The organism is Streptomyces sp. NPDC001515, from assembly GCF_053597115.1.
The window spans coordinates 138,479-162,029 of record NZ_JBSFHN010000007.1 but is presented as its reverse complement, the minus strand read 5'-3'; the positions used below and the strand labels follow the sequence as shown (position 1 = coordinate 162,029).

Sequence of the window (23,551 nt, the reverse complement as noted above, 5' to 3'; positions counted from 1 at the left end):
CCACTCCGTGTCCGGTTCGCCGCCCGGGGGGCGGCGAACCGGAGGATTCTCGGTTCACGCCCTGCGAGGCCGGGCCCGTCCGGCCGGGCGGGGCGCGTTCTCGCCGTCCTCGCACAGCCGGGCCAGCCGGCCCAGCATCACGCGGTGCCGCACTTGCTGGGCCGCGTCCAGAAGGCCGTTGTGCAGGGCGCCTCCCGCACCGCGCAAGGGGTGTTCGTCGAAGATGATCAGCGTGTTCTCGCCCCAGGGCCGCAGCTCCATGGCGATCCTGGCGGTGCCCAGCGGCCCGCTGTCCGCCTCCAGTTCGAGGACGGTGGTCGGCTCGCTGCGGCGCACCACGGTCCGGTTGCGCAGGGTGAACGGTCCGATTCTGATCGCGTAGCGGAGCGTCGCGCCCAGCTCCGGCCACTGCCCCGCGTCCACACGGGCCTCGGCGGCGCCGACAACCCACTCCCCGTACCGCTCGGGGTCGGAAAGGACCTCCCAGACTTCCGCAGGGGACTTCCGGATCAACCGGTGCCGGACGGCCATGTGCGCCTCCCTCACCCGAGTGCCGCGTGCTTCTCCTCCACGCTAGGCCCGCCCGCCGGCGCCCGCACCCGCGCGGTCCTGGCCCGAGCCGCCGGGGGCGGGCGGGGCGGGGCCGGGGCGTGCCGGTGTTCTCGCACGCGTGTGCTCGTTTCCGCCGAGCCGGCCGAGACGGCCGACCGGGCCGCGCCTGCCGGACCGTCGAGGCGTGCGCCGGCTCAGTTCCTCTCCGCCGCCCGGCCACCGGGCCCGAGCAGTCCCGTGGAGCCGAACCGCGAGCGCGCCACCTTCCGGAGTGCCAGGCGGGTCACAGTACCGGGGAGGGCGGCGCGCACCGGTTGGACGATCCGGAGCCACCGGGGCACGTAGACGGCGGGCGTGCGCCGCTCCACCCCGTCGACGACCCGGCGGGCGACCTGCTCCGCGGACCGGGTCCGGTGCGAGGGCGGAGGCAGGCTGCCACGGAGCTTCCGCATCACGGCGTACCGGTCGGCGTCACGGATCATGTCGGTGTCGATCCAGTTCGGATAAGCGATTCCCACGCCGACCCCGTGAGGAGCGAGCTCCGCCCGCAGGGACTGGGCGAAGGACTCCACGCCCGCCTTCGACGCGCAGTACGCGCTCATCATCGGCACCGCGCTGATGGAGGCCAGCGAGGCGATCTGCACATAGTGACCGCGCGTGTCGAACAGGTGCGGCAGGAAGCTTCGCGCGGTCACCGCGCTGCCCACGAGATTCACCTCGATGACCCGCCGCCAGTCGGCCGGATCGGAGTCGGCGAAGGGTCCCGCCTCGGCGACTCCCGCGTTGGCCACCACGATCGAGGCCGGGCCCAGGGAACGGGCCACCTCGTCGGCGACGCGGGCCATCGCGGCCTCGTCGGTCGTGTCGACGGGCCAGTGTCGGGAGAGCGTCGGGAGACTGCCGGACACCCGGGCGAGGCTGTCCACCTCCAGCCCGAGCAGCGCCACCCGGACGCCTCGCCCGGCCAGGTCCTCGGCGATGGCCCTGCCGAGCCCGCGAGCGGCCCCGGTGACCACGGCGGTGCGACCGCTCAGCACCTGCTTACGGTCGGTCACGGGAGACCTCCATGCGGGGGTGGGGGCGTGCGGCACGGTGGAACCGGACCGTGAACCTGCGGCCCCGGCCGCCCGGGAGCGGCACGGCTGCCGGCGCCCCGGCCCCGGCCGTGCCGTGTTCGGGAGATGTGTCCCGGAGAGCCGGCGGCGAAACCGCCCGGGGGAGGCGCGCGGCACCGGCGGCTGCGCCCCGGCCCCGGCTGCCGGCCGATCCCGGCGTCGAGTCCGGTGACACCGGCTGGACCCACAGCCAGGTCATCGACAACAACCCCCACGAGCCCGCCCACGGCGGCTCCCGCACGGCCTGGCTCAACGGCTGGGGCACCTCTCCGGGAAGGCCGGACACCGTCGTCGTGCCACCCGTAGGCGTGGCGGCTGCCCTACCGCAGCGGGATGTCGACTCCGCGCTCGTGCGCGGGCCGGGAGCCGTGGATGCGTCGGGCGGACCCGGGGATGGCGACGTCGTCGATACTCGCCTCGCGGCGCCGCATCAGGCCGTGCCCGTCGAACTCCCACTGTTCGTTGCCGTAGCTGCGCCACCACTGGCCTTCGGCGTCGTGCCACTCGTACTGGAAGCGCACCGCGATCCGGTTCCCGTGGAACGCCCAGAGGGTCTTGCGCAGCGCGTACTCCTGCTCGCGCTCCCACTTCCGGGTCAGAAAGGCGACGATCTCGTCGCGGCCGCGAAGGAAGGTGTCCCGGTTCCGCCAGACCGAATCCGGTGTGTACGCCGAGGCCACGCGGTGGGGATCGCGGGTGTTCCAGGCGTCCTCGGCGGCCTGGACCTTCTGGAGAGCCGTCTCGTGGGTGAACGGCGGGTAGGGCGGGCGTTCGTCGGGCACGGGGACTCCCCATCATTGAGAACGTGCGTTCTCCATCGAGTGTCCTAAGGTAGGGAACGCCCGTTCTCAATGTCAAGGAGCCCCGCATGCCCGCCCCCATCACCGACGAGCGGAACCGTCTGGACCGGGAGGCGCTGCTCGACGCGGCGGAGGGGCTCTTCTATGAGCACGGCGTCCAGGCGGTCGGCATGGACCGGATCCGCGCGGCGTCCGGCCTGCCGCTGAAACGGATCTACCGCTTCTTCCCGGCGAAGGAGGACCTGGTGGTGGCGGTGCTCCGACGCCGCGACCAGCGATGGAGGGGGGCCCTCGCCGCGTACGTGGACCGGGTCGCGGACCCCCGCGCGCGGGTGCTCGCGCTCTTCGACTGGCTGGGCGCGTGGTTCGCGGAACCCGGCTTCCGGGGATGCGCCTGGATCAACGCCCACGGTGAACTCGGCTCGTCGTCCGACGCTGTGCTGGCCGAAGTCCGTTCGCACAAAAGGGCCTTCCACGACCAGGTCGCGGGCTGGACCCGTGCCGCCGGGCTGCCGGCTGCCGACCCCGTCTTTCTGCTCGCCGAGGGGGCCATCGTCACCGCCGGTATCAACGGCGACCCCGCCCCGGCCCGCCACGCGCGCGCGGCCGTCGCGGCGCTGCTCGGCGCGGGGTGAGGCGCGCGCCCTGCGTAGCCGTCGTGCTCCCGTCGCGTGCACCGGGCCGCGTCGTCCGTCGGGCCGGTGTCGTCCGTCGCGGCCGTGGCCGGGCGGACCGGCGGGCACGCCCACGGAACACGGACCGGCGAGCGCGCCCACGGAACGCGGGTCCGCGACGTCATTGGGCCAGTCCGCCCAGTCGGCGCCGCCCCGCGCGTGTTGGCCCGCCCGGCGACCGGCGCCTGTGGCAGCGTGAGCCGTCACCAGCGCATACGGCACGCGGGGAAAGGCGTCCTCCCATGGGGCACGGCGGCAATGTGATCGCGGAACTGACGACCGATCACCGGGAGGTGGACGAGCTCTTCGCGCAGATCGAGGGACAGCCGGTCGGCGACGCCCGGCGCCGGGAACTGGTCGACCAGCTGACCATCGAGCTGGTGCGCCACTCCGTGGCGGAGGAGATGTATCTCTATCCGGCGGTACGCGACCGGGTCGCCGGCGGTGGCGACCTCGCGGACAGCGAGATCGCGGAGCACGCGGCCGTGGAGCGGCATCTCAAGGAGCTGGAAGGGCTCTCGGCGGGGGACTCGCAGTTCGACCACCTCGTGGCGAAGCTGAAGTTCGAGGTCGCCGCGCACGTACGGGAGGAGGAGGGGACGCTCTTCCCGCTCCTCGCTCGCTCGTGCACCCCGGAGGAACTGGACGAGCTGGGTGACAAGGTGCGGGCCGCGAAGAAGACGGCGCCCACCCGCCCGCACCCCTCGGCCCCCGACACGCCTCCCGGGAACAGGCTCATCGGACCGGGCATCGGCCTCGTGGACCGCGCCCGCGACCTGCTCACGGGCCGGGGCCGGGACTGAAACCGGCCCGAGGAGGACGGCGCGGCCGCCCCTCCGCGGCCCGCGCCGGCGCCCCGGGCCGACGTGGCCGCCGGGCGCACGGATCGACAAGGAGTTGGTACACGTGACACGCGCACTCGCACTCGTCTGCACCCTGTCCCCGTCCCCGAAGGACTCCAGCAGCCATCTGCTGGCCAACCAGATCATGGCCGAGCTGTCCCGGCTCGGAGTGGAGGGGGAGACCGTACGGGTGGTCGACCACGAGGTGAAGCCGGGGGTGGCCCAGGACATGGGCGGCGGAGACGCCTGGCCCGGACTCCGGAAGAAGGTACTCGACGCCGACATCCTCGTCCTGGCCACGCCCATCTGGCTCGGGCACCCTTCGAGCGTGTGCCAGCGCGTCCTGGAGCGGCTCAACGCCGACATCTCCGAAACCGATGACGCGGGCCGCCAACTGCCCTACGGCAAGGTCGCGGCCGTAGCGGTCGTCGGCAACGAGGACGGCGCGCACAAGGTGAGTGCCGATCTGTTCCAGGGTCTCAACGACCTGGGCTTCACCCTCGCCCCCGGCGCCGTGACCTACTGGGTCGGCGAGGCCCAGCACGGTACCGACTACCAGGACCTCGACACCACGCCCGACGCCGTCGCGGCCACGACCCGGACCCTGGCCGTCAACGCCGCCCACCTCGCGGGTGTGCTCACCGGCTCTCCGTACCCGCCGAGTTCCTAGACACCGCCCGGCCGCCCTCCGCCTGCCTTCCGGTGGCTCTCCTCCCGCAGCGCGAGGTCGGGCGGGTCATCGTGCGCACAGCCCTCCACGCGGACCGGCGATGGTCATGTGCGCGTGCGGGCGCGGTGGCTGGTGTCGCACCAGGGATAGATGGCGCTGCGCCGGCAGGTGCAGAGGGCGACCACGAAACGGTCGGAGGTGTGCACCGAGCCGTCCGGTGCGGTGACCTCCACCGGTCCCTCGACAAGGAGGGGGCCCCGCGCGGTCAGCGTGACGCGGCACGGGGAGTCAGGGGCGTTCGGCACGGATGACCACCAGTTCCTCGCTCGTCTCGTCGGCGCGCATCAGCCGGCGCTCGCGCAGCCAGGGAAGGCGGGAGCGCAGTACCGGGCCGAAGGGGACGCGGACCCGGCTGCTGACCCTCGCGTCCAGCCCCGCGCGGCCGAGCCGGTCCAACGTGGCGTCGGCGTCGCAGAGCCCGGAGTGCACGATCAGCAGGACGCCGCCGCGCCGCAGCACGGACGGCACGCCCGTGCAGAGTCGGTCGATGAGGGCCCGGCCGTCGACGCCCGCGTCCCAGGCCCGCGCGGCGCCGCGCAGCGGGACGCCCGGGGCGGGGACATAGGGCGGATTGCACAGGACGAGGTCATAGGCGCGCGTGCCGACGGCGGACGTCAGGTCGCTGCGGTGCGCCGTGATGCGACGGCGGTGCAGCAGCGCGTTGAGCCGGGCCGTGACGACGGCGCGGAGCGCGATGTCCACGGCCGTCACCTCGCAGCCGAGCTGCGCGGCGCGCACGGCGAGGGCGCCGCTGCCCGTACCGATGTCCAGCACGGAGGTGTCCGGGCCGGTGCGTTCCCGTTCGAGCGCCGCCAGCAGCAGTTGGGTGTCGCTCTGCGGTGCGTAGACCCCGGGAGGGGTGACGAGGAAGGGCTGCGAATACGGTCGTGCGTCCGTGACGGCAACCATGCGGTCTTCTCCTTCGGGCATGGGGCACCTGCGGGTCCGTGACCGGGCCCGTCAGGCCGCCCACCGGTCGAGGAGGCGTCGGCCGAGGCGGTCTTCGAGGAAGGACGTGGCGGCGACGCCGAACGCGACGTCCGGTTCCAGTTCGGGCGCGTCGTCGAGCAGTCCGCCGATGACTTCCTTGCGCACGACCTGTTCGTGCACCGCGTCGGCCTCGACGTGCTCGTCGTAGAAGAATTGCGCGGCCGCTCCCGCCCCCGTGCGGGCCATGGCGCGGGCGAGCTGCCGGGACGCGGGCGAGGACGTGATCTCGACGGCCGCGAAATGGCCGACCAGCGCGCCGCGCATGCTCCGGTGCAGCCCGAACAGCGACATGGCGTTGACCAGCGCCAGCATCTCGGCGAATCCGTCGTCCAGAAAGTGCCCGTATCCGGTGTCCAGGCCGAGGTCCGCCATCAGGTCCGCGAACAACCGGGCGTGCACGCGCTCCGCCCGGCCGCCGCCGAACTCGTCGAACTCCACGGCGGCCATCGCCGCCTTGGCCCGGCCGCTCAGCCGGGGCAGCACCCAGGCGTGCGGGTCGGCCTCCTTGAGGTGGTACAGCGAACGCTGCCGGGCGTACTCCCGCACCTGTTCCAACGTGCCTCGCCGCGCGAGGAAGTGGGGGACCCCGTCGGAGTGGACGGGCTGCACCAGGAGGTCCGCCAGCACGTCGTCCAAGGGTTCCGGGGCGGGGACGTCGCGCCGCAGGGCGGTGAGGAAGCGGTCCTCCAGAGCCGCCCGCAGGGACAGCAGCGCGACATCCCATTCGCGCTCCGGATCGACGTCCCGGAAGCCCCGGTAGTGGAGTTCGTAGCAGGTGTACAGGGCCAGGTGCAGATCGTCACCGTACGGATCGGCCGCGTCCACCCGAAGGGGGCCGGCCGGTGCCGAGCCCTCCCGCAGGGCCTGTGTCACCGCTGCCGAAAGCTCACCCCTGGGCCGGGGCAACAGTGGCGCCGTGCTGGTTCCGGGCATCCCGCGCTTCCCTCCGTACTGGGCCCGCACGGGCCCGTCGTGAGGCGTACTGCCACCTCCGATGCTCCCCGTGAACGGGCGTTCCCGCATCCGCGGCGTCCGCGCCGCGGCGTCCGGCACGAGCGGGCCGTACGGCGCCACCGTCCACGGCGCGGCGCCGACGCGCGGACCCGCCGCGAGCGGACCGGGCCGTCCTGCGGTCACCCGGTCCCCGGGGAGCCGTCGTGCCGGTGGTGTCCGGGCAGCAGCTCCTGCACCTTCGTCTTGAGACCCTGCTTGACCAGGTGCGCGCGGTCGCTGTCGCCCTTGGCGACGGCGGCGACCATCGCCTCGGCCTGCTCCTTGGTGGCGTGCGGCGGGATCGGCGGGACGGCCGGATCGGTGACGAAGTCGATGACGAAGGGGCGGTCGGCGCCGAGCGCCCGGCGCCAGGCGTCCTCGACGTCCTCGGGCTTCTCCACGCGGGTGCCGGCCAGCCCGACCAGATGTGCGAAGTCGCCGTACCGGATGTCGGGAAGGGACTGCGAGGGAAGGAACTGGGGCGCCCCCGACATGGCGCGCATCTCCCAGGTGACCTGGTTCAGGTCCCGGTTGTTGAGCACCGCGACGATCAGCCGCGGATCCTCCCACCGGGTCCAGTACTTGGCGACCGTGATCAGCTCCGCCATGTTGTTCATCTGCATCGCGCCGTCGCCCACCAGGGCCAGCGCGGGCCGGTCGGGATGGGCGAACTTGGCGCCGATCGCGTAGGGAACCCCCGGTCCCATGGTGGCCAGGGTGCCGGAGAGCGAGCCGCGCATCCGCCCGCGCAGCCGGAGGTGGCGCGCGTACCAGTTGGCTCCGGAACCGGAGTCGGCGGAGATCATGATGTCGTCCGGCAGCAGGGCGTCGAGCGTATGGACCACGTACTCCGGATTAACCGGGTCGGCCGCCACGGCCGCACGCCGTTCCATCACCTCCCACCAGCGGGCGGTGTTCTTCTCGATCTTCTTGCGCCAGGCGCCGTGCTTCTTCCGTTTCAGCATCGGGAGGAGCGCCTTCAGGGTCTCCTTGGCGTCCCCGACCAGGTTCACCTCGAAGGGGTACCTCAGCCCGATCATGCGCGGATCGATGTCGATCTGCACCGCCCGCGCCTGGTCCAGCTCGGGAAGGAACTGCGTGTACGGGAAGCTCGACCCCACCACCAGCAAGGTGTCGCAGTCCCGCATGAGTTCGTACGAGGGGCGGGTGCCCAGGAGGCCGATCGAGCCCGTCACCCAGGGCAGTTCGTCGGAGAGCACGTCCTTGCCCAGCAGTGCCTTGGCGACGCCCGCGCCCAGGAGATCGGCGAGTTCGCCGACCTCGGTCCGTGCCTGCCGGGCACCCTGCCCGACGAGGACGGCCACCCGCTCGCCGGCGTTCAGCACCTCGGCGGCGTGCGCGATGTCCTCGGCGGCGGGCACGGCGGTCGAGCGAGCCATCCCCAGACTGGAGGGCACCATCTTGAAGGCGTGGGTGGGCGGGGTGTAGTCCAGCTCCTGAACGTCGGCCGGAATGATGACCGCCGTCACCGTGCGTCCGGCGTACGCGGTGCGCATCGCCCGGTCGATGACGTTGGGCAGCTGCTCGGGCACGGTCACCATCTCGCAGTACTCCGCCGCCACGTCCTTGTACAGACTCAGCAGATCGACCTCCTGCTGGTACGACCCCCCCATCGCGCTGCGGTTCGTCTGACCGACGAGGGCCACCACGGGCACGTGGTCGAGCTTGGCGTCGTAGAGCCCGTTGAGCAGATGGATGGCGCCGGGTCCCGACGTGGCCGCGCACACCCCCACCTTGCCGGAGAACTTGGCGTACCCCACCGCCTGGAAGGCGGCCATCTCCTCGTGACGGGCCTGGATGAACGCGGGATCGTCGTCCGCGCGCCCCCAGGCGGCGAGCAGGCCGTTGATGCCGTCGCCCGGGTAGGCGAAGACATGGTCCACCTGCCATGCGCGCAGCCGTTCGAGAACGTAGTCCGACACCTTCATGAGGCGGGCCTCCTGTCGTGTGTGTCCTGCGTCCGGGGTCTCCGGGGCTCTCCCGGGGCCGCCCGGCGAGGGGCCGGGCGGACGTCCGGTCCGTCCATGGAGCGCGTGCCACGCGTACCGGCGCCGAAACGTGCCTCGTCCCGGACCGCACGGAGCGGTTCCGGGACGGTTCTCTCGGCGGACGACCCCTCACTCCAGCCAATCAGTGACCGTGCCGTCCCGCCTCCCGTGCCCCGGGCGCTCACAGGACGGGCGCCGAACGTCACGAAACGTGCGGCGCCCGGCGCACGCGGGCCCAATGGCCCTGTCGCCGCAACGATTGCCGGGGCTGTTGGAGGGAGGAGCGCGCGGACCGTGTTTCCGCCCGTGGGCATCGGTTACCCGCATGGGAGACGGATCCGGCAGCCGCTGCCTGCCCGGCGGACCGGTACGAGCGTTCATCAGCACGGGAGAAGTCGATGACCGACGGCAAGCAGATCCAGCGCGACAGCGTCCGGGCCCCCGACCCGGCCGAGGGGGCGATGACCACGGACCAGGGGGTCGCCGTCGAGCACACCGACGACGCGCTGACCGTCGGTGACCGGGGCCCGACGCTTCTGGAGGACTTCCATCTCCGCGAGAAGATCACCCGCTTCGACCACGAGCGCATCCCGGAGCGGGTCGTGCACGCCCGGGGAGCCGGAGCGTACGGGTTCTTCGAGCCCTACGCGTCGTGCGCGGAGTTCACCCGGGCGGCCTTCCTCCAGGACCCGGGCGTGCGCACACCGGTGTTCGTCCGGTTCTCCACCGTGCAGGGCCCGCGCGGTTCGGCGGACACGGTCCGCGACGTGCGGGGCTTCGCGACGAAGTTCTACACGAGCGAGGGCAACTACGACCTGGTCGGCAACAACTTCCCGGTGTTCTTCATCCAGGACGGCATCAAGTTCCCGGACTTCGTGCACGCGGTGAAGCCCGAGCCCCACAACGAGATCCCCACCGGCGCCTCCGCCCACGACACGCTCTGGGACTTCGTCTCCCTCCAGCCCGAAACGCTGCACACGATCATGTGGCTGATGTCGGACCGGGCGATCCCGCGCAGCTACCGCATGATGCAGGGCTTCGGGGTCCACACCTTCCGCTTCGTGGACGCGGAGGGGCGCGGCACGTTCGTGAAGTTCCACTGGACACCGAAGCTGGGCGTGCACTCCCTGGTCTGGGACGAGGCACAGGAGGTCCAGGGGCGCGACCCCGACTTCAACCGGCGTGACCTCTGGGACGCCATCGAGGCCGGCCAGTACCCCGAATGGGAGCTGGGTGTCCAGCTCATCCCCGAGAAGGACGAGCACTCCTTCGACTTCGACCTCCTCGACGCGACGAAGATCGTGCCCGAGGAGATCGTCCCCGTCCGGCCCATCGGCCGGATGGTCCTCGACCGCAACCCCGACAACTTCTTCGCGGAGACCGAACAGGTCGCCTTCCACACCGCCAACGTCGTCCCGGGGATCGACTTCACCAACGACCCCCTGCTCCAGGTGCGGAACTTCTCCTACCTCGACACGCAACTGCTGCGGCTCGGCGGCCCCAACTTCGCCCACATCCCGGTCAACCGCCCCGTCGTCCCCGTACGCAACAACCAGCGCGACGGCTTCCACCAGGAACAGATCCACACCGGAACGAACTACACCCCCAACACCCTGGGCGCCGGCTGCCCGGTCCTCGCGGACGTCGAGTCCGGTGCCTACCGCCACCTCACCGAGCGGGTGGAGGGAGCCACGATCCGCCGGCGCAGCCCCAGCTTCGAGAACCACTACCTGCAGGCCGCCCTCTTCTGGCGCAGCATGGCCGACTGGGAGCGGCAGCACATCGTCGACGCGTTCCGCTTCGAACTGGGCAAGGTGACGGCCAAGGACGTCCGGGCCCGTGCCGTGGCCCAACTGGGCCGGGTGGACACCGCACTCGCGCGCGCCGTCGCCGAGGGCGTCGGCGTCCCCGCCCCCGAGGCGTCCTCGACTCCCGAGCCCGATCCGTCCCCGGCGCTGAGCCTGGAGAACCTGCGGGGCGACGGCTCCATCCTCTCCCGGCAGATCGCCGTGCTCGTGACGGACGGGGTCGACGCGACGCAGATCGAAGCGGTCAGGGGTCCGCTGACCGCCGACGGAGCGATCGTCGAACTCCTGGCCCCGCAGGACGGGACCGTCGCCACCAGCCAGGGCGGCACGCTGGAGGTCGACCGGGCGCTGCCGACCGTGGCGGCCGTCCTCTACGACGCCGTGCTCCTGCCCGACGGCGCCCAGTTCACCGAGGACGCCGTGCGCCGCTTCGTACGCAACGCCTACCGCCACGCCAAGCCCGTCGGCGGCTACGGGGGCGGCATGACCGCGCTCGCCGAACTGCTGCCCGGCACCGTGACGGACCGTCCGGCGTCCGAGGAGCGCGGACCGGTCGACAACCTCGGCGTGGTGACCGCGGCCGGCGGCGACGGCGGCTTCGCCACCGCGTTCGCCTCGGCCGTCGCCGCGCACCGGCACTGGGGGAGGCCGGAACTCGTCTGAGGAGGGGCCCGGCCCTCACCGGGCCGGGCACATCGATTCGGACAAGGCGGTCGAGCCACCCGGCGAGGCACGGACCGATCCGGACATCTTCCTGGACTGCGCGGCCGGGAGGGACTTCCGCGCCAAGGACGGAGCGCCGCCGATCGCCTGGCGGGACCCCGAGTCCAGCCTTCGAGGCGTGGAAGCGGTGCAGCGCGGGCCGCCCCTGTGACTGCACCAGCCTTTCCTACGCCGCTCTCACCGAGCGGCTCTACGTGGTGGACTTCGCCTGGGCGGACCCGGCTATGTGCGAGACGTACAGCAAGGACCTCGTGACCGGTGCCTCCGTGGCCGAGACGGCGTACCGGGCGTTCAATCCGTACGGCAGGGCCAAACGCGGCGGCACCGCCGGCCGAGGCGGCCGTACGCCACGGCGCGGAGCACGAGGTCCGGCATGTCGCCCGCCTTCTCCTCGGATGGTCGGACGAGCACGGCAGGCGCCTGGCCGACGCGGGAGCCCGGTACGGCCTCGCTCTCGGTTCCCCGTCCGCGACCTCTCCGCGCGAGTTGCCCCGTGTGGAGAGGGGAGGCACGCTGGCGGACGAACGACAAGCGACGGAAGGCACCCCATGTCCCCTCACGGGACGCACGCCGAGGTCCCGGTCCCGGGCATGCCCTGCTGGGTCAATCTCATGGTCGACGACCTCCGGGCCACCCGGGCCTTCTACGAGGCGGTCCTCGGCTGGACCTTCGAGTCCAGCGCCCTCGGGAAGGGGTTCCTCACCGCCGTCGCCGACGACAGGCCCGTGGCGGGCATCGGCGTGCGTCGCCCGGGGCTCGCGCCGGCACCGGAATGGACGCCCTACTTCGCGGTCTTTGATGCGGACGCCACCACGGCACGCGTCCAGGAACGCGGCGCCACCGTCGCCGTCGGGCCGGTGTCCCTCGGCCGGGGCCGGGCCTGTCTGGCCGCCGACCGCGACGGCGCGGCCTTCGGCTACTGGCAGGGGCCCGCACCGTGCTGGGCCCTGGGCGGCGACGCCCTCGTCCGGCTCGATCTGCGGACACCCAACGCGTTCGAGGCGGCGGTGTTCTACGGAGAGGTCTTCGGCTGGGGCGAGGACGAGGACGTCAGCGTCGCTTACGAGAACGACCGCATCCGGGTCGGGCACGGAAAGCATTCCGCCCTGTGCCTGCGTGACAGCGGCACCCAGGTCTCCCCGGATCCCCGGCTGCGGTCCCGCTGGCTGGTGACCTTCGCCGTGGAGGACGTGGAACGCGCCATGGTGACGGCCCTGTCGGCCGGCGGGAGCAGACCCCGGCCCACGGCGGAGTCCTGGGCGCCCGAGGGGTTCAGTCGCACCCTGCTCGACCCCGACGGCGGACTCTTCACCCTCGTCCACCGCGGACCATGAGGGCCGTAGGGAGCCCGGAGTGCCCCCGCTCACGGCGGTGCGCTCCGCGTACGTCCCTCCCCACCCGCCCCCTCTCCCGCCCGTCACCCGAGCGCACGGCCCGGTGAGCGGGCCCGCACCGGCGGTGCGATGTTGCGGAGACGGTTCCGCCGAAACCGGGGGCGGACCACAGAAACCGGGCACCCGGACACATGACCGGGCATCAACGAGAGCGACCAGGAGGTCACCGTCATGCCGGCAGGATCGAACCGCAAGCGCGAGCGTCAGTACGAGCATGTGAAGGACAGCGCGAAGAGCCGCGGCGAGTCGGAGAAGCGCGCCAAGGAGATCGCCGCCCGCACCGTCAACAAGGAACGCGCCCGCGCGGGGGAGTCGAAGACCGCGAGCAGGACGTCCACGCGCGACCTCAAGTCCGCGTCCCAGCGCGGCGGCGAGCGCTCGCACAAGGGCGCCCAGGGCCGAACCAAGGACCAGCTCTACGAAGAGGCGAAGAAGAAGAACATCGAGGGCCGTTCCACGATGAACAAGGAGCAGCTCCGCAAGGCGGTCGGGGGCTGAGGCACCCCCGATGCGCGGCGGCGTTCCGACGGGCTCCCGGGGAACGCAGCCGGGCCGCGGGGGCCGCGCGGATTCAGGGGTGCATCCGCCCGATGACTCCGGAGTCGAGACGGGCCAGGAGGCCGGCCGGGGAGTCGTGGATCTCCATGGCTCCGGCCGCCTCCAGGTCCGCCCGGGGGATGCCGCCCGAGAGCAGGCCCACGGCTGCCACGGATGCCCCGGTGGCGGCCTTCATGTCCCAGACGGAGTCCCCGATGTACACGGTCTCCTCGCAGGCGGCGCCCGCGATCTCCCGCGCGTGGTGGATCTGGTCCGGGGCGGGCTTCCCGTTCTCCACGTCGTCCGCGCCGGCCGTGCCGGAGATGACGTCGTCCGCGTCGAGCGCCCGGCGCAGGGCCGCGAGTTCGGGTCCGGACGCCGAGGTCGCGAGGACGACCGTCCACCCGCGTTCCGCGAGGGCGCGCAGCAGCTCCGCCGCGCCGTCATGCGGGGACAGCCGGTCGACGTACGTCGCGTACAGCGTGGAGTGCGCGGCGCTGATCCGGGCGTCCTGCTCCCTGTCCCGTCCGGGGCCCAGGAGATGGCCGACGAGGTCGTCGGAGCCCAGACCGATCGCCTGGTGGATCGCGGGCGTCGCCACCGTGTGCCCGGCCTGGCGGAACGCCTCCCACCAGGTGGTCGCGTGCAGGTAGTTGGTGTCGACGAGGGTCCCGTCGACGTCGAACAGAGCGGCGCGTGTCATGAACGTCCTTCCGGTGTCGGGGTAGGTGTGGGTGTCGCGGCCGGCGTCACAGCGCGATGTCCTCGGCAGCGCAGACCCGGGCACCCATGTTCCGCTCCGCCATCCGCAGCGCGGCCTCGGCCAGGTCCTCGTGGATGTGGGCCACCCCGTCCCGGGGGATCGTCAGGTCCAGGTGCCGGATGTGGGCGTCGAGCGCGGAGTAGAGGATGCACTGCTCCGTCACCTGGCCGGTCAGGACGAGATGGTCGATGCCCAGTTGGTGGAGCAGGTACGGCAGCGGCGTCTCGTAGAAGATCGAGTGCCGGGCCTTGACGACGAAGAGCGACCGCTCGTCGGGGCGCAGCGGTTCGACCAGATCGGGACGGGCGCCGGCCAGGGCCGCCTCGACGATCTCCCCGTGGTGGGAGCGCCAGTCGCCGAAGTTGTCGTTGGCGTAGACGACCCGCGTCCCGCCGCTCCGGGCCGCCTCCAGCATCCGGGCGATGACGGGCACGGCCCGCTCGGCCGAGCGCAGCAACTGCTCGGCGTCCTCGTGGTCGTACGGATTGATCATGTCGATGACGACCAGCGCCGTACGGGACTTCGCCCGCAGCCGCTCGTCCCGAGAGGGCTCCGCCCGGTCGGACATCAGGACCACCGGCTGCCGGCCATCGGGGCGGTGGGCTCACCGCGTCCTCGGACGACCCCGCTCAGGAACGCGGTCAGCGCCTCGGACGCCGAGTGGCGCGGGCGCCAGCCCAGGACCTCGCGCGCCCGGGTGCAGTCCATGACGGGCAGGCGCAGCACGGCGTCGAAGAGATGGGGCGAGGCGGGGACCGCGCGGGCGTGCCAGGCCGTGGCCAGGGCGGCCCGCACCACCGGGACCGGTGCGCGCACCACGCGCGCGTCGAGGAGTTCACCGAGCGCGCGGGCGTCGGTGACGGTGTCGGCGGCGAGGTTGAAGGGGCCCCGGGCGTCGCCCGTCACCGCGAGCCGGTACGCCTCGGCCGCGTCGTCCGTGTGCAGCACCTGGAACCTCAGCCCGTCCAGATCCGGTACGAGGGGCAGCAGATCGGGGCGGATCAGTATCCCCGGCAGGTGCGTGCCGCCGAAGATGCGGCGCTGTTCGGACGCGGAGGTCTCCTTGAAGAGGAAGCCCGGCCTCATGCGCACCACCCGGATCCCCGGATTGCGCAGCTCGAAGGAGTCCAGGACCCGCTCCAGATACGCCTTCTCCCGGCAGTACGCGGCGTCCGGCCAGCCATGGGTCGGCCAGAGCTCGTCCACGCCCGGCTCCTGTTTGGGCCCGGGCGAGTACGCGCCCACGGACGAGGCGTGCACCAGGGCCGGCACCCCCGCCGCGCTCACGGCGTCGAAGACCCGCATCGATCCCTCGACGTTGCTGCGCCAGGTGATGACGGGGTCGTGGGTCGGCTGGAAGCGCCAGGCCAGATGGACGACGGCGTCCGCGCCGGCCAGCAGGCCCCCGAGCTCCCGCTCGCTGTCGGGCCGGGAGAGGTCCGTCCGGTGCCAGGCGACACCGGGCAGCGTGAGGTCGGGCAGCCGCCGGGCCAGTCCGAGGACCGACCCCACGTCCGGGTCGCGGGACAGGGCCCGGACGAGGCTCGTGCCCACGTTGCCGGTCGCGCCCGTGACGACGACGCGCAGCCGATGCGATGCGTTCACCGTGATTCCTTCCGTTGTCCGCTTCCCCCGACCGTTCCGCGCGGTTCAGGGCCGCAGCAGGGTCTTGACCATGCCGTCGGCCTTCGCCTGGAAGGCGGCGTACGCCTGCGGCGCGTCCTCCAGCGGCAGATGGTGGGTGGCGAACCCGTCCACGCCGAGCGGATCGTCGTCGCCGAGCAGCGGAAGCAGGTCGGGGATCCACCGCCTGACGTTCGCCTGCCCCATCCGCAGCTGGATCTGCTTGTCGAACAGGGTGAGCAGCGGCAGCGGGTCCACGGCGCCGCCGTAGACGCCGGAGACGGAGATCGTGCCACCGCGCCGCACCACGTCGATCGCCGTGAGGAACGCGGTCAGCCGGTCGACCCCGGCCCGCTCCATCACCTTGCGGGCCGCCGCGTCCGGGAGGAGCCCGGTGGCCCACTGGCCCGCCCTGCCGAGCGGCGCGCCGTGGGCCTCCATGCCGACGGCGTCGATGACCGCGTCCGTGCCCCGGCCGTCGGTGAGGTCGCGGATCGCCTGCGGCAGGTCCTTCCCGTACCGGCCCAGGTCCATCACCTGGATGCCGCGCGCCGCCGCCCGCGCCAGCCGCTCGGGGACGAGGTCGACGCCGATGACGAGCCCGGCGCCCCGGTGCAGCGCGATCCTGGCGGCCATGTCGCCGATCGGTCCGAGACCGAGGACCGTGACGCTGCCCCCGGGCGGCACCGAGGCGTACTCGACGGCCTGCCAGGCGGTCGGCAGGACGTCCGACAGATAGACGTAGCGGTCGTCCTCCGGCCCCTCGGGGACCTTGACGGGCAGGGTGTCACCGAACGGGACGCGCATGAACTCCGCCTGCCCGCCGGGCACCTGACCGTAGAGCTTCGTGTAGCCGAACAGCGAGGCCCCGGTGCCGAACTCCGTGACCTGGGTGGTCTCGCACTGCGAGTGCAGTCCCTGGTCGCACATGAAGCAGGTGCCGCAGGAGACGTTGAACGGGACCACCACCCGGTCACCTCGGGCCAGGGCGGTCACCTCCGAGCCGGTCTCCTCGACGATCCCCATCGCCTCGTGCCCCAGGATGTCCCCCGCGTCGAGATAGGGGCCGAGCACTTCGTACAGATGCAGATCCGATCCGCAGATACCGGTCGAGGTGACGTCGATGATGATGTCGTGCGGATCCTCGATGACCGGATCGGGAACGGTCTCGACGCGGACGTCCCGCCTGCCGTGCCAGGTCAGTGCGCGCATGGGTCATCTCCTCCGTGCGTGGTGCGTTGTCGGATGTACGCGGCCGGCCGTGCGCCGTGCCGCCCCGGCCCCGCCCGTACGGGCCCCCGGCCCCGTGGGCCCATGTCCGGAAGGCATCGTTATGCCCCTCCCTGTCCATACTCCTCCTGTCGTCCGCCACCGTCCTGTGCGCGGCCTGCCGAGGACCGGCGGCCACGCGTACGCGCCGTCCCACCGCGCGTACCGCACGGTCGGGGGCCAGACTGCTCTGGAGGGGGAGAACGGCGTGGAGCGGAAGGTTCGGATGACGGCGCAGGCGATCGGCGACGACCTGCTGGGTTCCTTCCTGGCCGACCCCCACAACGCCGCCCTCGACATGGCCACCGCCGTGGAGCGCTGCACCCAGGCCCTCGGGCTCCAGCAGTCGGTGGTCCACCTCACGGATCTGCAGCAGCGTCTGCTGGTGCCCCTGACGGGGCAGGGACCGGCCCTGGACATCGACGCCTCGCTCCCTGGCTGGGCCTACCGCACCGAATCCCTGCGGGTGGAGGAATCGGGCGACAACGGCCTGACGGCGTGGCTGCCGCTGCTGGACGGAGCCGAACGCCTCGGCGTGGTGGCCGTGCACGCACCGGCCCTGGACGCCGTGCTGCTGCGCCGCGCGCGGGCCCTCGCCTCCCTGCTTGCGATGATGATCACCTCGAAGCGGCACTACAAGGACTCGTTCGTCCGCAGGACCCGCACGGACACCATGCAACTGCCCACCGAACTGCTCCGCGCGTTCCTGCCGCCCCGCACCATCGGCACCCCCGACGTCGTCTCGACCGCCGTGCTCGAACCCGCCTACGAGATCGCCGGCGACGGCTTCGACCACGCGCTGACCGGCACGACGCTGCACACCTGCATCCTCGATTCCATGGGCCACGATCTGACCTCCGGTCTCGCCACCTCGGTCACCCTGGCCGCCTGCCGCAACGCGCGGCGCGTCGGCGCCGATCTCCCCCAGCTCGTCGAAGACGTCGACGCGGCCCTGTCACGCTGGCTCCCCGACCAGTTCTGCACGGGTGTCCTGGCCCAACTGGACGTTTCCTCCGGCCTGCTGCTCTGGACCAACTGCGGCCACCCCGCACCGCTGCTCATCCGCGGCCAGGCGCTCGTCCCGCACGCGATGGAGAAGGACGCGGACCCGCCGATGGGCTTTCCCTCGCCCCTCGTGCCCGGCCGGCGCCAGGTCCACCGGATCGCCCTGGAGCCGGGGGACCGCGTGCTCATGTACACGGACGGGGCGACGGAGTCCCGCATGCGCAACGGAACGGAATTCGGTCTCGAACGCTTCGTCGACTACGTCGTGCGCGCCGCCGCGAGCGGAGAACTGGCGCCCGAGACGCTGCGCCGGCTCATCCACTCCCTCCTGGAGTCGGAGAGCACTGGCCTGCGGGACGACGCGACCATCCTGATGTTCGAGTGGAAACGCCCGCAACGGTGAACGTCCCTCACGCCGAGTGAAACAGGGCCCGCGCACCGCCACCCGAATGGCGGGCGCCCGCGATCCGGAGGACCGTGGGAGAGGGCACGGGCCGGCGCCGACGAAGCCGCGACGGCCCCGATCCGCCCCTCCCGGAGAACTCTGTGTGAGGCACTCATGACGAACGCAACGCTCGGCGGAACAGCACTGGGTACGGAAGGATCGGACGGCGGTCCCCGGGGGACCACCACCATCGCGGACTCGGTGGTCGCGACGATCGCGGGCATCGCCGTACGCGAGACCGACGGCGTCTATTCGCTCGGCGGCAGCGCCACGCGGGCCTTGGGGGCCGTGAAGGACAAGGTGTCGCGCTCCAGCGACGCCAGCCGCGGCGTCAAGGTGGAGGTCGGCGAGAAGCAGACGGCCGTGGACGTCGACATCGTCGTGGAGTACGGCGTCTCCATCATCGACACCGCGAAGAACATCCGGCTCCGGGTGACCGACGCCGTGGAGACGATGACGGGACTCGAAGTCGTCGAGATCAACATACGGGTGCTCGACGTCCACGTTCCGGGCGACGACTCCGACGGTGACGACGAGACCGAGCAACGGTCCCGCGTCCAGTGAACACCCGTGCCCGCGCGGACCGCGCGGGCACCGGACTGCCCCGGAGCGTCCGCGCCCCGCGTCGGTGCGGGGGCGTACCGCACGGGCGGCCACGTCACCCCGCGCAAGGAGGCCCGTCCCATGACCGACTCCGCGTCCGCACCCGACCCCACCGACCGCTTCCCCCGTCCCGACTTCCCGGAGCAGAGCCAGGAACACCCCGGCTGGACCGGGCCCATGGACCCGCCGCCCGACCACGGAGAGGACTCCTACCGGGGCCACGGTCTCCTGCTGAACCGCAAAACCGTGGTGACCGGCGGCGATTCGGGCATCGGCCGCGCCGTCGCCCTCGCCTTCGCCCGTGAGGGCGCGGACGTCCTGATCACCCACCTCGACGCCGAGCGGGACGAGGCGCGCGAGACCGCGCGCCTGATCGAGGGAGCCGGCCGGCAGGCCCTGACCGAGACCTGCGACATCCGCGACGAGAAGCAGTGCCGCGCCCTGATCGGCCGCGCCGTCGAGGAGTTCGGCCGCGTCGACGTGCTGGTGAACAACGCCGCGTACCAGATGGCACAGCCCGACGGCATCTCCGCCATCTCCACGGAGCAGTTCGACCGGGTCGTGCGGACCAACCTGTACGGGATGTTCTGGCTCTGCAAGACGGCCCTGCCGCACATCCCGGCCGGCGGCTCGATCATCAACACGGCGTCCGTCCAGGCCTACCGGCCCAGCCCCCACCTGCTCGACTACGCCATGACCAAGGGGGCCATCGTCACCTTCACCCAGGGACTCGCGCAGATGCTGGCCTCCGACGGGATCCGCGTCAACGCCGTCGCCCCGGGCCCCGTTTGGACGCCCCTGATCCCGGCGACCCTGCCCGACACCAAGGAGTTCGGCAAGCAGAGTCCGCTCGGCCGCCCCGCGCAGCCCGCCGAGATGGCCCCGGCCTACGTGTTCCTCGCCTCCGAGCAGGCGAGCTACCTGACCGGAGAGATCGTGAACGCGACCGGCGGCACGCCGCTTCCCTGAGCCGGAGGCACACGGTTGATCCCGGCGCACGGGGCGCCGGGATCAACCCTGGGTCAGGCTCACGCATTCGGCCACCATCGAGCCCAGACCGCCGGTGCGCGCGAACACCTCGCGCTGGGTGCGCGCCCCCGTTCCCCGCTCGCGTACGGCCGTGAGCGCCTTCTCGGCGGCCCGGTGGTCGCCGAAGTCCTCCAGGGCCTCGGCGGTGTGGGCGAGCAGGGCGTCCAGGACGGCACGGGCGGGTTCCGGCCGCATGGTGGCTGGGTGGAGCAGATCGCCGTCCAGCCCGGAACGGGCCGCCTGCCACGCCGCCATGCGCAGCAGGCTCACCCCGGTGCCGTCCGGCGGATCGCCCGCGCGCCACGCGCGGGCAGCGGTCTCGACCAGGCCGCGCACCAGCGTGGCCAGGAGCACGGTGTCGTCGGCGTCCAGGCAGACGTCCGCGACCCTGACCTCGACCGTCGGATAGCGCTGCGAGAGCCGCGCGTCGAAGTACAGCATCCCCGGGTCGCGCAGCACCTCCGTCTCCATGAGCGCCCGCACCTGGTCGTGGTAGCGCCGCGCCGTCCCGAACACCTCGACGGGCCCGGCCGACGGCCAACGCCCCCACACCCTGCTGCGGTAGCTGTCGTACGAGGTGTCGCGACCCTGCCAGAACGGCGAGTTCGCGCTCAGCGCCAGCAGGACCGGAAGCCATACGCGCACCCGGTCCAGGACGCCGACGCCTTCCTCGTCCGACTCCACCGAGACGTGCACGTGGCATCCGCAGGTCAGTTGCTCCTGGGTGGTCTCACCGAACCGGTCGGCCAGCCAGGTGTGCCGTTCCCCGTCGCCCAGTGAGGGCTGCACGAGCACGGGCGCGGTCGCGAGCGCGACGACGGCGGCACCGGCGGCCCCCGCGCTCTCGGCGGCCTCGGTCCGTGTGCGGCGGATCTCCTGCGCGAGGTCCCGCATCCGCGTGTGCGGGGTCGTGGCGAACTCCAACTGCTCGTGCTGCAGTTCCGCCTCGAAGGCCGACGGCCCCTCCGAGCGGCGCTCCGCGACGGCCAGGACGGCCGTCGACCGCGCCTGGGGCTCCCCGGTGCGCGGATCGACGAGCAGCAGCTCCTCCTCCACACCGACCGTCCGTACCATGGCGTTCCCTCCGGCGGCAGTGTGCGGGGGCGGGCGGGCGGTCAGGGGGTCCGGGGCGCGTTCGTTCTCACGGGGTGTCCACCGTGAGGGCGGCGTCCACCGCCCGCAGGAAGTCGTCCAGGTCCTTGGGGGTGCGCGAGGTGATCAGACGCCAGCCGTTCTCGTCGTCCGTGACGACCGCCGCATCGGCCCAGTCGCCTCCCGCGTTGCGGATGTCCGTCTTCAACGACGGGTAGGACGTCAGCTTCTTGTCCGACACGACGTCCGCCTCGACCAGGGCCCACGGCCCGTGGCAGATCGCGGCGACCGGACGGCCCGACGAGGTGAAGGAGCGGACGATGCGCACGGCGTCCGACTGCTGGCGCAACGCGTCGGCGTTCAGGGTGCCGCCGGGGATCAGCAGTAGATCGTAGCCCTCCGGGTCCGCCTCGCTCAGCGTCAGTGTCGGCCGGACCGTTCTGCCGGGTTTCTCGTCGCCCACCAGGGTCCGGATCTCGTCCATGGACACGGCGGCCAGCGTCACCTGCGCGCCCCAGCCCTCCAGATGCTGCTGGGGGACGACAAGCTCGTCCTGCTCGACACCGTAGTTGGTGACGATCACCAGCACTTTCCGTTTGCTCACGTCGTCGGTGCTCATACGGGCTCCTTTCGATGGAGGTGTTCCGGCCGCTCCGGCCGACACCGGGGCGAGCCCTTGTCCCTCCCCTCCACTCTCTGCCGCACGGGCGAACGGGGCAACCGCCCGGAATATCACCGCGCCACGGCGGGGAGGCCGCCGGCCGGTACGCAACGGGACCGTGCGGACCGCGATCCCGCCCCGCGACACGACGGTTCCTCTGGGGTGATGAGCGGGCCGTGACGCCACTCGCGTACGGATGACGATCGCCGCCCTCCTCGCGCAGACCGTCGAGGCCGCCGCGCACCGGCTCGGCGTACGCGAGCGGTGACACGCCCGCCCGAGGGCACCCCATGAGACGGGGCGTCACCCCCGCTCGTCGGCACAGACCCTGACGGTGCGCAGCTTCGGGTCGGCGGGGTCGGGCAGGTTCATGCCGGCCGCGAGACCGGTCAGCAGGTAGTGGAGCACGGGCTCGGTGAGCCGTTCCCCGGGCAGGACGACGGGAATGCCCGGGGGATAGGGGGTGATCATCTCCGCGGCGATCCGCCCGGCCGCCCGCTCCACCGGGACGTCCTCGGTGGGCGTGAAGTAGGCGTCGCGCGGCAGCCGGGCCTGCTCCATGCGCAGCTCGGACGGGGAGGGAACGGCCACCTCCGGGCCGCGCGGCAGAGAGGGCGCCCGGTGGGCGAGATCCCGCAGCGCCGCGAGCAGGCGGTCGGCCGTCTCCGCGTCGTCGGCGTGGGTGAGCTGGGCGGTGATGCGCCGGTGGTCCATCAGGTGTGCGTCGATGTGGTGGTGCTCGCGGAGCCAGTCCGCGGCGAGATACCCGGAGATCCCCAGGTCCCGGATGTCGATGACGACCGGCAGCGGATCGAACTCGCAGCCGGCCTCCGTACCGCAGAAGTCGGCACCGTCGTTGACGTGCATGCCGTCGATGGATTCGATCTCCTTGCGTACGGAAGCGGCCAGGGCGAGGGCGCGCGACATCAGGGTGTGCCCCTCCAGGACCATCTGGCGCCGCCAGCCGTCGATGCCCGCGTACAGCAGGACGGACGGGCTGGTCGTCCCCAGCAGGTCCGCCCGGGAGGCGAGCGTGTCGTGGTCGATCAGATTGCCCCGCAGATGGAAGACCGAGCCCTGCTCCAGACCGCTGCCCATCTTGTGCACGCTGGTGACGCAGACATCGGCACCGGCGTCCATCGCCCAGGTCGGCAGATCCGGATGGAACGGCAGATGCGCTCCCCACGCCTCGTCGACGACGAGCGGGCGCGAGCGGCGGTGGCAGACCTCGGCCACGGCCCGCAGGTCCGCCGCCACCCCGTAGGGCGTCGGGCTGGTGATCAGCGCGCCCCGGGCGTCCGGATGCTCGGCGAACGCGCGGTCGTACGCGTCGGCGGTCGGCGGGTGCGCGAGATGCCGCTCCGTGTCCCAGCGCGGCTCGATCCACACGGGGCGGATGCCGGACAGGATGAGCCCGGAGACCACGGATTTGTGCGCGTCCCGCCCCACGAGGAGCTTCTGGCCGTGCGCCGCGACGCTGAGCATGGCGGCCTTGACCGACAGCGAACTGCCGCACGTGGAGAAGAAGGCGAAGTCCGCGTGGACGGCGTCGGCCATCAGCTCCTCCGCGCGCCGCAGCACCCCGGAGCGGGTCCGCCGGTCGTCCAGGCCGCCACTGGCCAGCAGGTCCCCGAAGAACACGGCGTCCCCGAGGAGCGCCCGGACCTCCGGTGCGGCGCCCCGGGCCTGCTTGTGGCCCGGGGGAGTGAACGCCAGCTCCCCGCGGCGCCGGTAGGCGGCCAGTGCGTCGAGGACGGGTGCTGCGTCGTGCTTGTTCGGCATGCCTGTCGCCTTCCCGTGGTCACCTGGTCACCGTGCGCCCGGCGGGGGCCGGTGGCGGACGCCGCCGCCGGACGTGCCCCATACCCCTTCGACGGTCCCATGGTTGTCCCGA

General features: G+C 72.3%; 23 protein-coding genes. 9 read left to right on the top strand and 14 right to left on the bottom strand.

Annotated elements, in window-relative coordinates:
- Positions 1–54: 54 nt before the first annotated feature.
- The 3 genes from ACWCXC_RS10625 to ACWCXC_RS10615 form a co-directional block, all read right to left on the bottom strand.
- A complete protein-coding gene (locus ACWCXC_RS10625) occupies positions 55–531 on the bottom strand; it encodes an SRPBCC family protein (protein ID WP_450888045.1) in 477 nt (158 codons plus the stop codon).
- Between the two features lie 215 nt (positions 532–746).
- The gene (locus tag ACWCXC_RS10620; RefSeq protein ID WP_450888043.1) at positions 747–1,607 is read right to left on the bottom strand and encodes an SDR family oxidoreductase; all 861 of its coding nucleotides are present in this window, start codon (positions 1,605–1,607) and stop codon (positions 747–749) included.
- Between the two features lie 380 nt (positions 1,608–1,987).
- The gene (locus ACWCXC_RS10615) at positions 1,988–2,449 is read right to left on the bottom strand and encodes a nuclear transport factor 2 family protein (RefSeq protein ID WP_450888041.1); all 462 of its coding nucleotides are present in this window, start codon (positions 2,447–2,449) and stop codon (positions 1,988–1,990) included.
- 86 nt (positions 2,450–2,535) lie between these two features.
- On the opposite strand from ACWCXC_RS10615, the gene ACWCXC_RS10610 reads away from it, so the two are divergent.
- From ACWCXC_RS10610 to ACWCXC_RS10600, 3 genes are all read left to right on the top strand, one after another.
- Positions 2,536–3,102 carry a TetR/AcrR family transcriptional regulator gene (locus ACWCXC_RS10610; protein ID WP_450888039.1) on the top strand — a complete coding sequence of 189 codons (567 nt, stop codon included), beginning with the start codon at positions 2,536–2,538 and terminating at the stop codon, positions 3,100–3,102.
- 281 nt (positions 3,103–3,383) lie between these two features.
- Positions 3,384–3,944, top strand: a complete 561-nt coding sequence (locus ACWCXC_RS10605; RefSeq protein WP_450686280.1) for a hemerythrin domain-containing protein — start codon at positions 3,384–3,386, stop codon at positions 3,942–3,944.
- Positions 3,945–4,047: 103 nt separating this feature from the next.
- Complete coding sequence (locus ACWCXC_RS10600) at positions 4,048–4,653, top strand: flavodoxin family protein (protein ID WP_450686281.1); 606 nt, start codon at positions 4,048–4,050, stop codon at positions 4,651–4,653.
- A 104-nt stretch (positions 4,654–4,757) separates the two neighbouring features.
- On the opposite strand, the gene ACWCXC_RS10595 is transcribed toward ACWCXC_RS10600, so the two are convergent.
- The 4 genes from ACWCXC_RS10595 to ACWCXC_RS10580 form a co-directional block, all read right to left on the bottom strand.
- Positions 4,758–4,958, bottom strand: a complete 201-nt coding sequence (locus ACWCXC_RS10595; RefSeq protein WP_450686282.1) for a CDGSH iron-sulfur domain-containing protein — start codon at positions 4,956–4,958, stop codon at positions 4,758–4,760.
- Positions 4,942–5,622: a HemK2/MTQ2 family protein methyltransferase gene (locus ACWCXC_RS10590; RefSeq protein ID WP_450888036.1), complete on the bottom strand. Its 681-nt coding sequence runs from the start codon at positions 5,620–5,622 to the stop codon at positions 4,942–4,944. The genes ACWCXC_RS10595 and ACWCXC_RS10590 overlap by 17 nt, the downstream gene beginning before the upstream one ends.
- A 51-nt stretch (positions 5,623–5,673) precedes the next feature.
- Entirely contained in the window at positions 5,674–6,636 is a 963-nt protein-coding gene (locus ACWCXC_RS10585) for an iron-containing redox enzyme family protein (RefSeq protein ID WP_450888034.1), read from the bottom strand.
- A 200-nt stretch (positions 6,637–6,836) separates the two neighbouring features.
- Positions 6,837–8,645 (bottom strand): thiamine pyrophosphate-requiring protein, encoded by a 1,809-nt coding sequence (locus ACWCXC_RS10580; RefSeq protein WP_450888032.1) that lies wholly within the window; start codon positions 8,643–8,645, stop codon positions 6,837–6,839.
- A 458-nt stretch (positions 8,646–9,103) separates the two neighbouring features.
- Between ACWCXC_RS10580 and ACWCXC_RS10575 the strand changes: the two genes are divergently transcribed.
- From ACWCXC_RS10575 to ACWCXC_RS10565, 3 genes are all read left to right on the top strand, one after another.
- Positions 9,104–11,176 (top strand): catalase, encoded by a 2,073-nt coding sequence (locus ACWCXC_RS10575; protein ID WP_450888030.1) that lies wholly within the window; start codon positions 9,104–9,106, stop codon positions 11,174–11,176.
- Between the two features lie 608 nt (positions 11,177–11,784).
- Positions 11,785–12,570, top strand: a complete 786-nt coding sequence (locus tag ACWCXC_RS10570; protein ID WP_450686127.1) for a VOC family protein — start codon at positions 11,785–11,787, stop codon at positions 12,568–12,570.
- Positions 12,571–12,801: 231 nt separating this feature from the next.
- Positions 12,802–13,128, top strand: a complete 327-nt coding sequence (locus ACWCXC_RS10565) for a plasmid stabilization protein (protein ID WP_450686126.1) — start codon at positions 12,802–12,804, stop codon at positions 13,126–13,128.
- Between the two features lie 73 nt (positions 13,129–13,201).
- On the opposite strand, the gene ACWCXC_RS10560 is transcribed toward ACWCXC_RS10565, so the two are convergent.
- Genes ACWCXC_RS10560 through ACWCXC_RS10545 form a run of 4 tightly spaced genes read right to left on the bottom strand, consistent with a single transcriptional unit; the run spans position 13,202 to position 16,765 of the window.
- Positions 13,202–13,870, bottom strand: coding sequence for an HAD family hydrolase (locus tag ACWCXC_RS10560; protein ID WP_450686125.1), 669 nt, complete (start codon positions 13,868–13,870; stop codon positions 13,202–13,204).
- A 46-nt stretch (positions 13,871–13,916) separates the two neighbouring features.
- Entirely contained in the window at positions 13,917–14,498 is a 582-nt protein-coding gene (locus ACWCXC_RS10555; protein ID WP_450686124.1) for an isochorismatase family cysteine hydrolase, read from the bottom strand.
- Entirely contained in the window at positions 14,498–15,535 is a 1,038-nt protein-coding gene (locus ACWCXC_RS10550; protein ID WP_450888027.1) for an NAD-dependent epimerase/dehydratase family protein, read from the bottom strand. Before ACWCXC_RS10550 ends, ACWCXC_RS10555 begins: the two co-directional genes overlap by 1 nt.
- Positions 15,536–15,580: 45 nt before the next feature.
- Positions 15,581–16,765, bottom strand: a complete 1,185-nt coding sequence (locus tag ACWCXC_RS10545; protein WP_450686178.1) for an alcohol dehydrogenase catalytic domain-containing protein — start codon at positions 16,763–16,765, stop codon at positions 15,581–15,583.
- 283 nt (positions 16,766–17,048) lie between these two features.
- On the opposite strand from ACWCXC_RS10545, the gene ACWCXC_RS10540 reads away from it, so the two are divergent.
- The 3 genes from ACWCXC_RS10540 (at position 17,049) to ACWCXC_RS10530 (ending at position 19,844) form a co-directional block, all read left to right on the top strand.
- The gene (locus tag ACWCXC_RS10540; RefSeq protein ID WP_450686180.1) at positions 17,049–18,230 is read left to right on the top strand and encodes a PP2C family protein-serine/threonine phosphatase; all 1,182 of its coding nucleotides are present in this window, start codon (positions 17,049–17,051) and stop codon (positions 18,228–18,230) included.
- Positions 18,231–18,386: 156 nt separating this feature from the next.
- The gene (locus ACWCXC_RS10535) at positions 18,387–18,836 is read left to right on the top strand and encodes an Asp23/Gls24 family envelope stress response protein (RefSeq protein ID WP_450888024.1); all 450 of its coding nucleotides are present in this window, start codon (positions 18,387–18,389) and stop codon (positions 18,834–18,836) included.
- Between the two features lie 120 nt (positions 18,837–18,956).
- Positions 18,957–19,844 (top strand): SDR family oxidoreductase, encoded by an 888-nt coding sequence (locus ACWCXC_RS10530; RefSeq protein WP_450686415.1) that lies wholly within the window; start codon positions 18,957–18,959, stop codon positions 19,842–19,844.
- Between the two features lie 42 nt (positions 19,845–19,886).
- On the opposite strand, the gene ACWCXC_RS10525 is transcribed toward ACWCXC_RS10530, so the two are convergent.
- The 3 genes from ACWCXC_RS10525 to ACWCXC_RS10515 form a co-directional block, all read right to left on the bottom strand.
- On the bottom strand, positions 19,887–20,978 hold the full coding sequence (locus ACWCXC_RS10525; protein ID WP_450888022.1) for a glutamate--cysteine ligase: 1,092 nt from the start codon (positions 20,976–20,978) through the stop codon (positions 19,887–19,889).
- A 67-nt stretch (positions 20,979–21,045) separates the two neighbouring features.
- A complete protein-coding gene (locus ACWCXC_RS10520) occupies positions 21,046–21,615 on the bottom strand; it encodes a DJ-1/PfpI/YhbO family deglycase/protease (RefSeq protein ID WP_450686275.1) in 570 nt (189 codons plus the stop codon).
- Positions 21,616–21,960: 345 nt separating this feature from the next.
- Positions 21,961–23,439 (bottom strand): aminotransferase class I/II-fold pyridoxal phosphate-dependent enzyme, encoded by a 1,479-nt coding sequence (locus ACWCXC_RS10515; protein ID WP_450888020.1) that lies wholly within the window; start codon positions 23,437–23,439, stop codon positions 21,961–21,963.
- Positions 23,440–23,551 lie beyond the last annotated feature (112 nt).